The 13,751-nt window shown below is 72.1% G+C and carries 10 protein-coding genes; 5 read left to right on the top strand and 5 right to left on the bottom strand.

All coding sequences use genetic code 11. The features are described from left to right. The first annotated feature begins 470 nt into the window (after window positions 1–470). Window positions 471–1,256, top strand: a complete 786-nt coding sequence (locus E1293_RS35055) for a nitroreductase family protein (RefSeq protein WP_243716997.1) — start codon at window positions 471–473, stop codon at window positions 1,254–1,256. Here E1293_RS35055 and E1293_RS35050 read toward each other — a convergent pair. After that, window positions 1,194–2,045 (bottom strand): putative RNA methyltransferase, encoded by an 852-nt coding sequence (locus E1293_RS35050; protein WP_243716996.1) that lies wholly within the window; start codon window positions 2,043–2,045, stop codon window positions 1,194–1,196. The two genes, E1293_RS35055 and E1293_RS35050, sit on opposite strands and share 63 nt — an antisense overlap. Window positions 2,046–2,163: 118 nt before the next feature. Next, window positions 2,164–2,517, bottom strand: a complete 354-nt coding sequence (gene trxA, locus E1293_RS35045; RefSeq protein ID WP_132202378.1) for a thioredoxin — start codon at window positions 2,515–2,517, stop codon at window positions 2,164–2,166. A gap of 130 nt (window positions 2,518–2,647) precedes the next feature. On the opposite strand from trxA, the gene E1293_RS35040 reads away from it, so the two are divergent. Continuing rightward, on the top strand, window positions 2,648–3,652 hold the full coding sequence (locus E1293_RS35040; protein WP_132202376.1) for a sigma-70 family RNA polymerase sigma factor: 1,005 nt from the start codon (window positions 2,648–2,650) through the stop codon (window positions 3,650–3,652). A gap of 154 nt (window positions 3,653–3,806) precedes the next feature. Further along, window positions 3,807–5,156 (top strand): class II 3-deoxy-7-phosphoheptulonate synthase, encoded by a 1,350-nt coding sequence (locus tag E1293_RS35035; protein ID WP_132202374.1) that lies wholly within the window; start codon window positions 3,807–3,809, stop codon window positions 5,154–5,156. A gap of 43 nt (window positions 5,157–5,199) precedes the next feature. Here E1293_RS35035 and E1293_RS35030 read toward each other — a convergent pair whose 3' ends face one another. Genes E1293_RS35030 through E1293_RS35020 form a run of 3 tightly spaced genes read right to left on the bottom strand, consistent with a single transcriptional unit; the run spans window position 5,200 to window position 8,248 of the window. Next, on the bottom strand, window positions 5,200–5,568 hold the full coding sequence (locus tag E1293_RS35030) for an ATP-binding protein (RefSeq protein WP_243716994.1): 369 nt from the start codon (window positions 5,566–5,568) through the stop codon (window positions 5,200–5,202). Between the two features lie 45 nt (window positions 5,569–5,613). Then, window positions 5,614–5,952: an STAS domain-containing protein gene (locus E1293_RS35025; RefSeq protein ID WP_132202361.1), complete on the bottom strand. Its 339-nt coding sequence runs from the start codon at window positions 5,950–5,952 to the stop codon at window positions 5,614–5,616. A 31-nt stretch (window positions 5,953–5,983) separates the two neighbouring features. Next, on the bottom strand, window positions 5,984–8,248 hold the full coding sequence (locus tag E1293_RS35020) for a SpoIIE family protein phosphatase (protein ID WP_132202359.1): 2,265 nt from the start codon (window positions 8,246–8,248) through the stop codon (window positions 5,984–5,986). A gap of 338 nt (window positions 8,249–8,586) precedes the next feature. On the opposite strand from E1293_RS35020, the gene E1293_RS35015 reads away from it, so the two are divergent. Continuing rightward, entirely contained in the window at window positions 8,587–12,834 is a 4,248-nt protein-coding gene (locus E1293_RS35015) for a HAMP domain-containing protein (protein WP_243716992.1), read from the top strand. Between the two features lie 70 nt (window positions 12,835–12,904). Further along, complete coding sequence (locus E1293_RS35010; protein ID WP_132202355.1) at window positions 12,905–13,561, top strand: response regulator; 657 nt, start codon at window positions 12,905–12,907, stop codon at window positions 13,559–13,561. The last annotated feature ends 190 nt before the right edge of the window (window positions 13,562–13,751 follow it).

Below are 13,751 nucleotides of genomic sequence, written 5' to 3'. Positions count from 1 at the left end.
ATCTTTTCGACGGAGACGAAGCATCCCAGGCCCCCACGCGACGACACAGCCCCAGGCCGAAAACCTGGAAGATCGCTTCGTAGGAGGTGCCCTGCGGGCCGGCCACCTTGCGGCGTCCTGCATCCCGTTGTGGGCCTGTGGTCCACCTTACAACAGTCCGAGCGAGGCTCGAACCGTTTTCGGAAGGTCCGCTCCCCCTGGGTTCGGCCGCCATGCGGCGTCCGCGTCCCTTGGGGCACGAGAGACATTAAGGTCCGCCTCCGACACGGTCAAATCGCGCCGCGCCGGCCACTGCGCATTCTTGTCACACAAGCACACCAATCACCCCGCTGACCTCGCCTTTCACGCACTACGTGCGCCGGGTCACAGTGGGGTACGGTGACCCGACCGCTCACCCCCGCGGCGGGCATGGCCGCGGGACGGCGGTGGCTCCCGGCACGCGTTTCGGCCGAGGTCAGGAGGAACACCCCGTGAATGTGCCCACCGCCATCCGCGCGTCGGTGGAGCGTCTCGTGGTCGCCGCGACGATGGGGCCGACGATTCATGACGTGCACGCGTGGCGATTCAAGGTCGTGCCCGGGCTCATCGAGGTGCACGCCGACCCGGTCAGGTTCCGGCCGATGCACGATCCGGTCGGACGGGGCCTGCATCTGAGCAGTGGCGCCGCGCTCGTGAATCTGCGCTTGGCCGCCGCCCAGTTCGGGCACGAGGCCGTGGTGCGGTTGCTTCCTGACGCCGCACGTCCATCCGTCCTGGCCTCGGTGCGACTGGTCGGACACCACCGGGTGTCCAGGGAGGAACGGCTGCTTTACGCCGCGACCCTCCGGCCGTTCCCGGCGGGCCGCCCGGCGACCGGCGTCCGGCCACCCCTGCCTGTCGTCCAGGAACTAGGCGCAGCGGCGCGCTTGGACGGAGCGGCGCTCCGGCCGCTCCCGGACGCACAGGACTCGGTCGGGCAGCGGGTGGTGCTGACCACCCGCGGGGACTCCCCCGCCGAGTGGCTCCGAGCGGGCCAGGCGCTCCAGCGCCTGCTGCTGAGCGGCACCGCCCGGTCCCTCTGCACGTCCTTCCGGTACGGGACGCTCGACGTGCCCGGCCTGGCGGACGTCACGGAGCCCGGCGAAGTGCCGCAGGTCCTGCTTGAGATCACGCAGCACGCGGACGCGGACGCGCACCCACACGCGGGCGCGCGTCTATTCGAGCCGCCGATACGTCGACAGGACGAACGACAAAGGCGCCGTCAGCGGGTCGGGTAGCCGGTCCAGCCGCTCGCGGAGCCGGTCGGCCGGGACGTGGTGCGCACTGGGCCCCATGCCGACGAGCGTCGCCACTTCGTCGTGGGTCAGGACTGCCTCGGTCTCCAGCTCCTGGCGCGAATCGAGCTTGAAGTAGCCGGCCAGTGCGGTGTCCATGCGCTCGGTCTTGCGCTTGTCGATGGACAACATCCCCAGCGGCTCCACGAGCGGGGCGAGATGCCGTGGCGACGGCGTGACCGTGCACAGCAGCCCGTCGTCGCGGAGTACGCGGTGGAACTCGGCCGCGTTTCGGGGAGCGAAGACGTTGACGACGGTGTCGGCTGCGCCGTCACGAAGGGGTAGCGGGCGCCAGAGGTCGGCGACGACGGCGCCACAGCGCGGATGCGCTTTGGCGGCGCGCCGGGCGGCGTGCTTGGAAATGTCCAGCGCAAGACCGACGGCGCCGGGTGCCCGGTCGAGTATTCGGCTCAGGTAGTGCCCCGTTCCAGCGCCCGCATCCAGGACGAAGGAAGCACCCGCCTGCGAGACGTTCCACGCGAGGCGGTCGGCCGGTGCGGCGAAGTGCCCCGCCTCAAGGAACTCGTCCCTCGCGCGCACCATCTCCGGTGTGTCGGCCGTTCCCGGGCGGGCGTTGCCCGGCAGGAGGTTCGCGTAGCCCTGTCGGGCGATGTCGAAGGCATGCCCGCCGGGGCAGCGCAGCCTGCGGCCGGTCAGGTCGAGGTCGGCTCCGCACACGGGGCACACCAGGTATGGGACGACATCCGCGAGCATCCGTCCATCATCGTCCATGGATGCCACAGGAGGGGCGGCACCGTCCGCTTCTTTGCCGTCATGCCGCTCACACGCCGCCCGCGCGTCCGGTGCGCGTTGCGCCCGCGCAACCTGGCGGGCGGTGCGGGCGGCCCGCTCAGGACTCCGCGCGCCGGCGGACGTCCTCCATGTCAAGGCCGCGGACCTGCTCGATCACGTTCTCCAGCACCGGCTCGGGCACCGCGCCCGGCTCGGCGAAGACGATCATGCCGTCGCGGATCGCCATCAGCGTGGGAATCGACTTGATCCCGAACCGCATCTGGAGCTCGGCCTCGGCGTCTGTGTCGACCTTGCCGAAGACGATGTCCTCGTGCTTGCCCGCCGACTTCTCGAACACGGGCGCGAACCTCTTGCACGGGCCGCACCACTCCGCCCAGAAGTCGACCAGCACGATGCCGTCGGCCTGAGCCACCTCGTCGAAGTTCTCAGCGGTGAGTGTGACCGTCGCCATGTCGGTTTCTCCTCATTCGGGGTATCAGGTCGTAGAGCGGCGTACAGCCTCGCAGTATTCCCCACCCGGGAATCACAGAGCGGTAATTAGCGTTGTCCTCTTAGGGAGATCGCACCGGAGAAGGGTCAGGATGGCTGCAACCCGTACCAAGGGCGACAGGGTCGACGTTCCCGACAAGGATCTTGTCGGAGCGTACCTCGACCGGATCGGCCGCACCCCCCTGCTCGACGCGCAGGAGGAGGTCGATCTGGCCAAGGCGATCGAAGGGGGCCTGTACGCCGAACAGCTTCTCGAGGACGGGAGGACGCCCTCGGGCGCGTCCCGCGAGGAACTGGAGGAGCTGGCCGCGGCGGGGCTGCGCGCGAAGCAGCGCTTCGTCGAGGCCAACTTGCGGCTGGTCGTCTCGATCGCCCGGAAATACCCGACCGATTCGTTGCCCCTCATAGACCTCATCCAGGAGGGGAACCTGGGGCTGATGCGCGCGGTGGAGAAGTTCGACTACCGCCGCGGCTTCAAGTTCTCCACATACGCGACATGGTGGATCAGGCAGGCGATCGGGCGCGGGCTCAGCCACACCGCCCGCACCATCCGGCTGCCCGTCCACGTCGAGGAGGAGCTTTCGCGGCTGCGCCGCGCGGAGCGCCAGCTGGGCCGCGAGCTCGGCCGGGAGCCGACCCGCGAGGAGCTCGCCGGGCAGCTGGGCGCCGAGGCCGAGCACGTGGACGAGCTGCTGCGCTGGCGGCGCGACCCGGCGAGCCTGGACGCGACCGTCGACGACGCGGGCGAGACGCCGATGGGCGACCTGCTGGAGGATCCGGACGCCGTCACCCCGGAGGCCGAGATCCTCGCGCTGGACGACATCGAGGGCCTCGGCCGGCTGCTGGAGCGGCTCCCCGAGCGCGAGTCCGCGATCTTGCGGGCCCGGTTCGGGATGGACAGCGGCCAGCCGCTGTCCTACGCGCAGATCGGCGCGCGCTACGGCCTGAGCCACAACCGGGTCCGGCAGATCACCGACCGCTCGCTGCGCCGGCTGCGGCAGCTGGCGAACGAGACCGACCTGAGCGGCCGCCGCGCGCTCACCGGGGCGCCGGGCGCCGGCCGGGAACCCGCCGCGACCGGGATCCGGGCGGCCTGACGACCGCCGAGGCCGCCTCCCCGCCCGTCCTCGTGAACCGGGCGGCCCCGAGACCGGGGCCGCCCGGTACGCGTTCGCGGCGGCAGCGCCTCCGCCGCCGCGTTCCGCGACGCGTCCGTTTCCGCACGGCGGGCGGTGCCATAGCCTTTCAGGCGTGAGTACTTCCGCCGCCACCGGGGACCTCGACGCCTGGCGCTCTCTCCCCGCACTCCAGCAGCCCGAATGGGACGACCCGGACGAGATCCGGGCGGTCGCCGCCGAACTGGCGAACCAGCCGCCGCTCGTCTTCGCCGGCGAGTGCGACCAGCTGAAGGCGCAGCTCGCGGACGTCGCGCGCGGCGAGGCGTTCGTCCTGCAGGGCGGCGACTGCGCCGAGACGTTCGACGGATCGAACGCCGACGCGGTGAAGAACAAGCTCAAGACGCTGCTGCAGATGGCCGTCGTGCTCACCTACGCCGCGAGCGTCCCGGTCGTGAAGATCGGCCGGATGGCGGGCCAGTTCGCCAAGCCGCGCTCCAAGCCGGCGGAGGTCCGCGGCGGTGTGGAGCTGCCCGCCTACCGCGGCGACGCGGTGAACGGGTTCGCCTTCGACGCCGAGTCCCGGCGCAACGACCCGCACCGCCTGCTGAAGGCCTACCACTGCTCGGCCGTGACGCTGAACCTGTGCCGCGCGTTCACCAAGGGCGGCTACGCCGACCTGCGGCAGGTGCACGCCTGGAACAGGGACTTCGTCCAGCAGAGCCCGGCGGGCCGCCGCTACGAGCAGCTGGCCGCCGAGATCGACCGGGCGCTGACGTTCATGAAGGCATGCGGCGCGAACCCCGACGAGTTCCACGGGGTGGAGTTCTACTCCAGCCACGAGGCGCTGCTGCTGGAGTACGAGCGGGCACTGACCCGTATCGACCACCTCAGCGGGCTGCCGTACGACGTGTCCGCGCACTTCCTGTGGATCGGTGAGCGGACCCGGCAGCTGGACGGCGCGCACGTGGAGTTCCTGCGCCACATCCGCAACCCGATCGGGGTGAAGCTCGGCCCGGCGACCTCGGCGGACGACGCGCTGGCCCTGATCAACCGGCTGAACCCCGAGCGGGAGCCGGGCCGGCTCACCTTCATCACCCGGATGGGCGCCGGCCGGATCCGCGAGGCGCTGCCGCCGCTGATCGAGAAGGTGCACCAGAGCGGCGCCCCGGTCGCGTGGATCTGCGACCCGATGCACGGCAACACGTTCGAGGCGCCGAGCGGGCACAAGACCCGGCGGCTGGACGACGTCCTGGACGAGGTGGCCGGGTTCTTCGAGGTCCACCAGGCCCTCGGCACCCATCCGGGCGGCATCCACATCGAGTTCACCGGCGACGACGTCACCGAGTGCGTCGGCGGCGGGCAGGGGCTCGCGGAGGGCGACCTGCACCAGCGGTACGAGACGGCGTGCGACCCGCGGCTCAACCGGGGCCAGTCGCTCGACCTGGCCTTCATGGTGGCCGAGCTGTACCGCAAGTCGGCCTGATCACCGCGCCCGAGGTACCGCGCCCGGGGTCAGCGGGCCGGGGTCAGATGTCGACCTCGGCCCAGACGACCTTGCCGCCGGTCACCGGGTCGGCTCCCCAGGAGTTGGAGAACCGGTCGACGATGAACAGGCCGCGGTGCGACTCGTCCAGCGGGCCGGGGACGGTGAGCCGGGGCAGCTGGGCCGCGCGGTCGCGGACCTCGACCCGGATCCGGCCGGTGCCGCGCAGCAGCCGCAGCTCCAGGGCCGTGCCGGCGTGCCGGACGGCGTTGGCGACGAGCTCGGCCACGATCGCGGTGACGAGCTCCTCGCGGTCCATGAGCGCCCAGGTGCGCATGGTGCGGGCGGCGAGCCGCCGTGCGTACTCGACCGCCTCGGTCTGTGGCGCCGCGCGCAGTGTGGTCTCGGTCATCGGGTCGGTCACTCCGCCCGCTCGCCGTTCTTCATCGTGGTCACCTCACCGTCCATCGGCCGATGCCTCCTCCGCTGGGCCCTCGATCAGGAACCGGTCGAGCCCGGTGGTGCGCAGCACGTTCTCGACCCGGCCGTAGGCGCCGGTCACGGTGAGCGTGGCGTTCTGCGCACGCGCGTGCTTGTACGCCCGGACGAGGACGTTCAGCCCGGAGGAGTCGCAGAAGTCGACCGCCGCCAAGTCGACGACGACCGCCCGCTCACCGGCGTCTACGAGCTCGGTCAGCCGAGTGCGCAGCTCTTCGGAGGAGTGCAGGTCGATGGAGCCGCGCGCGGCGATCGTCGCGCGGCCGTCATGTCGTGTCGTGTGCAAGGCAAGCCCCACGCCACCCCACCTTACCGATTGTTGGTCTCCATCATGACGCCCGCAGAACGATGAGGGCAATGTCGTCGTTCGACGGCTCGGGGCCGAAATCGCGCACGGCGCGCTGAATCCGGGCGGCCACGGCGCCCGCGCTCAGCCCGGTGCACCCGGCGAGCAGCTTCTCCAGGCCGTGCCCGTCGCCGAGCAGCCGGTTCCCGGAACGCCGCTCCGTGACCCCGTCGGTCACGCAGAGCAGGACCTCGCCGCGGCGGAGGTCGACCGTGTCGGTGTGGAACTCCACGCCGTCGAAGACGCCCAGCAGTGGCTGGGGCGAGGCGGCCTCGCGCACGCCGCCCTCCGGGTCGAGCACCAGCGGGGGCGGGTGCCCCGCGCTCGTGAGCTTGATCGTCACGCCGTCGCGGCGGCGCCGGGCCGCGATCTCGCCGTGCAGCAGCGTGAGCAGCCGACCGCGCTCGCCCTCGCCGAGGATGAGCCGGTTGAGGCGGGTCAGCACGGCCGGGACGGACATGTCCTCGGCGGCGAGGATGCGCAGCGCGTGCCGGGCGAGGCCGGTGACGGCGGCGGCCTCGGGACCGGTGCCGCACACGTCGCCGATGGCGAACCGCCAGCGGGACGCGGGGACGGGATCGCCCGGGCGCAGGCCGCTCTCGAAGACGTCGTAGAAGTCTCCGCCGACCTCGCTGCCCTCCCCCGCAGGCTCGTACACCACGGCGACCTCCAGGCCCGGGATCTCGGGGATGCCGGGCGGCAGGAGGCTGCGCTGCAGGGCGCTGCTCATGGCGGTCTGGGCGGAGAACAGGCGGGCGTTATCGACGGCGAGGGCGGCGCGGCGGCTCAGCTCCTCGGCCAGTTCGATCGCGCTGCGGGGGAAGCGGTCGCCGGCGGGGCGGCCGATGACGATGGTGCCGATGCGCCGCCCGCGGGCGATCAGCGGGAAGGCGTAGACCTGGTCGGCGGCGCTGTCGCCGGCGGCGGCCCGGACGTCCTCGGGGGCGGTGGCGAGCCCGTTCCAGGGCGCGGCGGTGTCCGTGGGCGGGACGCCGCCCGCGTGCTGGAGGAGCTCGCGGAGGCCGTCGGAGCGGTTCTCGTCGGCGTGCCACACGTAGGCGAGCCGGTCGGGCTCGGCCTCGGTGACGGTGTAGACGGCGCACCAGGTGGCGAGGCGGGGCACGACGAGCTGGGCGACCAGCGCCATCGTGCGCTCCTGGTCGAGGGTCCCGGCGAGCAGGTCGCTGGCCTCGGCGACGAAGCTGAGCCAGCCGCGCCAGGACCGTTCCAACTCCCCCACTCTGGCCTTCTCCAGGGAGAGCGACATCTCGTCGGCGAGCCGGCCGAGCCGGGCGCCGTCGGCCTCGCCGAAGCGGCCGGAAACCGGCGAGACGGCCACGATCAGCCCGGTGAGCCGCCCCTGGGACTCCAGCGGCGCGGCGGCCAGGGACCGGGCCCGCAGGGCCGCCGCGGCCGGGTCGCCGGCGTCGGCGGCCACCCATGGCGCTCCCGCGCGGGCGGCGGGGGTGAGCGAGCCGACGTTCAGCTCGCCGAGCGGCATCTCGGTGGCCGTCCCGGCGGCCGAGCCCATGATCAGCCGTCCGTCGCGCTCGGTCAGCAGGACGGCGGCGCCCTCGGCGCCGAAAATCTCCCGGACGGCGGCGACGCCGTCCTCCATGGCCTCGACGGCCGCCGGGGAGCGCAGCAGGCGGTCGCCCGCGACGGGCAGCTCGCTCACGCCGCCGGCGATCCTGCCCTCGCGGCTCTGGGCGGCGGGCCCGGCGCCCTCGCGGGCCGCCTCCACGCCGTCGCGGGGGCCGCGTTCGCGGCCGGCGCGGTCACCTGCCGTGTGCTCGGCCCGCCCGGAGCCGTCCGCCGCGTTCGGCCCGGCGCCGCCGGCCGCGTCCGCGTCCGGCGCGGCAGCGTCGCCGGCGCCCGGCCGGGGCAGCCGGAACCAGACGCCCTTGGATCGGCGGTCGTAGGAGACGCCCCAGGACGCGGCGAGCCTGGAGAGCGACGGCAGCCCCCGCCCGCTGGAGGCGGTGACGCCGGGCATCTCGATGCCCCGGGTGGGGTGGCGGTCGCGGACCTCGACCTCGATGTCCCCGTTCTCCAGGCGGCAGGAGACCTCGAAGGAGGTGCCGGCGTAGGCGATGGCGTTGGTGGCCAGCTCGCTCGTCGCCAGGACGGCGTCGTCCGCGACCTGGTCCATGCCCCAGTCGGCCAGCACCTTCCGGACGAACCGGCGCGCATCCGCCACCGCCGGGGCGGCGGACGGGAAGGTCGCCGACGCCGTCTGCCGATCCACTGTCGTCCTTCGTTCGAAGCGATACCTGTCCGGGCCTGGCTATCGTGGCAGACTGGTCGGCCGCCCGGCCACGGAAGCCGCCGACCGGGACGGGCCAAGCGTCCCGCCTCGAGTTTGTCCGGCCCCCGCCACAACACGACAGACCGTAACACGAAGGCTACAAGGGCAGATGCGCGTTCGAGGCAGCCCGCCGGAGCCGCAGGGGGCCGCGCGACCTGCGGAGGAGTTTCCGCCGCCGCGCGGCGACGTAGAGTACAGGTGCGCCCGGAAGACGTCCCAGAGCAGGAGTCCGTGGTCTCCGGAGAACCGACGAATCGCGGGCCAGGAGGATGAACAGAATGCCGCGTACCGCGTCTCGTGCCCGCCCCGGCGGCGGGAACCGCGACACCACCCCGCGTTACAGCGACGCGGACCTCGAACCGCTCCTGAAGGCGCTCCTCGCCGTGCGGGACGGCAGGGCGAGGTCGGAGCTGAACGTGCCGGGCGAGGGCGCCGTGGCGGAGGCCGCGGCGATCCTGGAGGAGATCCGGCAGAACGCCACGGAGCTGGCCTCCGGGCTGGCCCGCGTCCGGCGGGAGATCGGCCGGGAGGGCCAGCTGCGGGGCCGGCTGACGCCGGGAACGCTGCGCGGCACCTGGGTGGCCGCCGTGGAGGACTCCAACGCCATCATCGACAAGCTGACCGACCTCGCCACCGGGATGAGCCAGGTGGTGGAGGCGGTGGCGGCGGGCGACCTGAGCCAGCGGGTGGAGCTTCGGGTGCGCGGCAGGCCGATGCGCGGGGAGCTGCTGCGCATGGCCAAGTCGGTCAACGGCATGGTGGAGCTGCTCGACCAGTTCACCTGGGAGGTCACCCAGTTCGCCCGCGAGGTCGGCACCGAGGGGCGGCTCGGCGGGCAGGCGCCGGCGCGCGGCATGACGGGCCGCTGGCGGGACGTGACCGCGTCGGTGAACGTGATGGCGGCGCGGCTGACGTCGCAGGTCCGCGACATCGCGGAGGTCACCACCGCCGTCGCCGAGGGCGACCTGACCCGCAAGGTCACGGTCGAGGCGACCGGTGAGCTCCAGGAGCTGAAGCTGACCGTGAACACGATGGTCGACCAGCTGTCGGCGTTCGCCGACGAGGTCACCCGCGTGGCCCGCGAGGTCGGCACCGAGGGGCAGCTGGGCGGGCAGGCGAACGTGCCGGGCGTCAGCGGCGTCTGGAAGAACCTGACCGACAACGTCAACGCGATGGCGAACAACCTGACCTACCAGGTTCGCAACATCGCGCAGGTCACCACCGCCGTCGCCGAGGGCGACCTCGGCAAGAAGATCACGGTCAGCGCGCAGGGCGAGATCCTGCAGCTCAAGGACACCGTGAACACGATGGTCGACACGCTGTCCGCCTTCGCCGACGAGGTCACCCGCGTCGCCCGCGAGGTCGGCACCGAGGGCCGCCTCGGCGGGCAGGCGATCGTGCCCGGCGCGGGCGGCGTGTGGAAGGACCTGACCAGCAACGTCAACGGGATGGCGTCCAACCTGACCTACCAGGTCCGCAACATCGCGCAGGTCACCACCGCCGTCGCCGAGGGCGACCTCGGCAAGAAGATCACGGTGGACGCGCAGGGCGAGATCATGGAGCTGAAGGACACCGTGAACGCGATGGTCGACACGCTGTCGGCGTTCGCGTCCGAGGTGACCCGCGTCGCCCGCGAGGTCGGCACCGAGGGCCGCCTCGGCGGCCAGGCGATCGTGCCGGGCGCGGGCGGGGTGTGGCTCGATCTGACCGACAACGTCAACTCGATGGCGAACAACCTGACCAACCAGGTGCGCGGGATCGCGCAGGTGACCACCGCGGTGGCGCAGGGCGACCTGACCCGCAAGATCGAGGTCAACGCGCAGGGCGAGATCCTGCAGCTCAAGGACACCCTGAACACGATGGTCGACACGCTGTCCGCCTTCGCCGACGAGGTCAGCCGGGTCGCCCGCGAGGTCGGCACCGAGGGCCGCCTCGGCGGCCAGGCCCGGGTGCCCGGCGCGGGCGGCATGTGGAAGGACCTGACCGACAACGTCAACGGGATGGCGTCCAACCTGACCTACCAGGTCCGCAACATCGCGCAGGTCGCGACCGCGGTCGCGCACGGCGACCTGACGCGGCGCATCGACGTGAACGCGCAGGGCGAGATCCTGGAGCTGAAGACCACGCTGAACACGATGGTCGACACGCTGTCGTCGTTCGCGTCCGAGGTGACCCGTGTCGCCCGCGAGGTCGGCATCGAGGGCCGCCTCGGCGGCCAGGCCGAGGTCGAGGGCGTGTCCGGCACCTGGAAGCGGCTGACCGAGAGCGTCAACGAGCTGGCCGGGAACCTGACCACCCAGGTCCGCGCGATCGGCGAGGTCGCGAGCGCGGTCGCGACCGGCGACCTGACCCGGACGATCACCGTGGAGGCGCGCGGCGAGGTCGCCGAGCTGTCCGACAACGTCAACCTGATGGTCGCGACGCTGCGCGAGACGACCCGCGCCAACGAGGAGCAGGACTGGCTGAAGACCAGCCTGGCGCGGATCGGCGGGCTCATGCAGGGCCACCGGGACCTCCAGCAGGTCGCCGACCTGATCATGCGGGAGCTGACGCCGACGGCGAGCGCCCAGTACGGCGCCTTCTACCTCGCGGAGAACGTGGGCGAGGAGACCGAGCTCGTCCTGATCGCCGGGTACGGGACGCGGCGGCACCGCGGCGGCACCGTCCGGTTCACGCTGGGCGACGGCCTGGTCGGGCAGGCGGCGCAGGAGCGGCGCCCGCTGCTGATCGCGGACGCGCCCGCCGACTACGTCAAGATCGGGTCGGGGCTGGGCGAGGCGTCCCCGGTCAACATCATCGTGCTGCCGATCGTGTTCGAGGACGAGGTGCTGGGCGCGATCGAGCTGGGCTCGTTCGGCCGGTTCACCGACGTCCACCTGGCGTTCTTCAGCCAGCTGATCGAGACGATCGGGGTCACGCTGAACGCGATCCGCGCCAACACCCGCACCGAGGCGCTGCTCGGCGAGTCGCAGCGGCTCGCGCAGGAGCTGCAGGAGCGCTCGGACGAGCTGCAGCGCCAGCAGGGCGAGCTGCGGCACTCCAACACCGAGCTGGAGGAGAAGGCGGCGCTGCTGGCCCAGCAGAACCGCGCGATCGAGATCCAGAACTTCCAGATCGAGCAGGCCCGGCGGACGCTGGAGGAGCGCGCCGAGCAGCTGGCGATCTCCTCGCGGTACAAGTCGGAGTTCCTCGCGAACATGTCGCACGAGCTGCGCACGCCGCTGAACAGCCTGCTGGTGCTGGCCAAGCTGCTGTCGGAGAACCAGGAGGGCAACCTCACCGGCAAGCAGGTGGAGTTCTCCCAGACGATCCACGAGTCGGGCACCGACCTGCTGGTGCTGATCAACGACATACTGGACCTGGCCAAGGTGGAGGCCGGGAAGATGGAGGCGCACCCGCAGCGGCTGTCGGTGCCGGCGCTGGTCGACTACGTGGAGGCGACGTTCCGGCCGCTGTCGGTCGACAAGGGCCTGCAGTTCGGTGTGGAGGTGGCGCCGGACGTCCCGGGCACGCTGAACACCGACGAGCAGCGGCTGCAGCAGGTGCTGCGGAACCTGCTGTCCAACGCGGTGAAGTTCACCGCCGAGGGCGAGGTGCGGCTGCTGATCGAGCGGGCCGGCGACATCGACTTCACGCTGCCCGCGCTGTGGAACACCCCCGACGTGATCGCGTTCCGGGTGATCGACACCGGCATCGGGGTGAGCGCCGACAAGCTGCAGGAGATCTTCGAGCCGTTCCAGCAGGCCGACGGGACCACGAGCCGCCGCTACGGCGGCACCGGGCTCGGCCTGTCGATCAGCCGGAACATCGCGCGGCTGCTGGGCGGGGAGATCCACGCCGAGAGCCAGCCGGGCCGCGGCAGCGTGTTCACGCTCTACCTGCCCGCCCAGTACAGCGACCGGGACGACCGGCGCCGCACGGCGATGCCGGACGAGCCGGCGGCCATCGAGGCCGTGCCGGGCCTCCGCCCGGGCGGCGCGGCCGGGAACGGGGGCATGCCGGGCCAGGCGACAGCCCAGCCCGGGGAGAACGGGCTGCCGGCCGAGCAGCGTGCGCCCACGAGGGAGCGGCACGGCGAGCAGGAGTCCGCGCTGAACGGCCTCCTTGAGGAGCCGCCCTCGGACTTCCTCGACACGGTCCTGTCGGGCCGCAAGGTCCTGATCGTCGACGACGACGTGCGGAACGTGTTCGCGCTCACCAGCGTGCTGGAGGGCTACGGCATGGAGGTCCTTTACGCCGAGGACGGGCAGGCCGGAATCGACGTCCTGCACCGCAACCCGGACGTCGCGGTCGTCCTGATGGACATCATGATGCCGGGCCTGGACGGCTACGCCACCACGGCCGCGATCCGGGAGATGCCCCAGTTCGCCGAATTGCCGATCATCGTCATCACGGCCAAGGTGATGAAGGAGGACCGGGAGAAGAGCCTCGCCTCGGGCGCGTCGGACTATGTCCCGAAGCCCGTCGACGTGGACCATCTCCTTGACGTCATGAGGAACTGGCTGCAACCCTCCATCGTCCGCTGAGGAGAGGAGCTGCGAGTAGGGTCGCCGTGGGGCTGCAGCGCTGGCGGGGACCGGAATCGGAGAGACGCGCGTGGACGACAAGGCGAAGATCCTGCTCGTGGACGACCGCGAGGAGAACCTGATCGCGCTGGAGGCCATCCTCAGCTCGCTCGATCAGGATCTGGTCCGGGCCCGGTCCGGGGAGGACGCGCTGAAGGCGCTGCTCACCGAGGAGTACGCGGTCATCCTGCTGGACGTCGTGATGCCGGGCATGGACGGGTTCGAGACGGCCCGCGACATCAAGCGCCGCCGCAAGACCCGCGACCTGCCGATCATCTTCCTCACCGCCGTGAACAGCGACCCCGACTACGCGTTCCGCGGCTACGCGGCGGGCGCGGTCGACTTCATCTCCAAGCCGTTCGACCCGTGGGTGCTGCGCGCCAAGGTGTCGGTGTTCGTGGAGCTGCACACCAAGAACAAGCAGCTCCGCGACCAGACGGCGCTGCTGCGTGAGCAGGCGGCCCTGCTGCGGGAGCAGTCGACGCTGCTGAAGGCGCGTCCCGCCGGGGAGTCGCCGCAGCGGATCGTGGCGCGGCGCGTCGGCGACCGGCTGACCTCGGTGGAGGAGCAGGCGGAGGCGGTCGGCAAGCGCGTCCCGGCCGGGCTGCGCGGCGAGTTCGAGGAGCTCGACCGCCGGCTCACCGACCTGCGCGCCGCACTCGACGGGGAGCCGTCCGCCGAGGAGTGACCCCCGGCGGCACCGCCGGATACCCGAGGGTGCCCGTCCGGTGACGCTTCGCGGTGGCGGGGCCTGGGGAGGGTTTCGCGGCGGAGGTGGTCGCCGTGGGCGTCGCCACGCTGTTCCTCGCGGGTGCCGGGACGGGCCTGCTCGCGGGCGGCACGACCTGTGCGGCCGTGCAGCTGGGGCTGCTCACGGG

The sequence above is a fragment of the Actinomadura darangshiensis genome, assembly GCF_004349235.1.
Taxonomy (GTDB): domain Bacteria; phylum Actinomycetota; class Actinomycetes; order Streptosporangiales; family Streptosporangiaceae; genus Spirillospora; species Spirillospora darangshiensis.
The sequence above is the reverse complement of the archived record's forward strand: the minus strand, read 5'-3'. Positions and strand labels throughout refer to the sequence as shown.

Excerpts from the sequence above, each read along its gene's own strand:
- E1293_RS35050 (WP_243716996.1), bottom strand. The coding sequence starts at position 2,045 with ATGGACGATGATGGACGGATGCTCGCGGATGTCGTCCCATACCTGGTG.
- trxA (WP_132202378.1), bottom strand. The coding sequence starts at position 2,517 with ATGGCGACGGTCACACTCACCGCTGAGAACTTCGACGAGGTGGCTCAG.
- E1293_RS35040 (WP_132202376.1), top strand. The coding sequence starts at position 2,648 with ATGGCTGCAACCCGTACCAAGGGCGACAGGGTCGACGTTCCCGACAAG.
- E1293_RS35030 (WP_243716994.1), bottom strand. The coding sequence starts at position 5,568 with ATGACCGAGACCACACTGCGCGCGGCGCCACAGACCGAGGCGGTCGAG.
- E1293_RS35015 (WP_243716992.1), top strand. The coding sequence starts at position 8,587 with ATGCCGCGTACCGCGTCTCGTGCCCGCCCCGGCGGCGGGAACCGCGAC.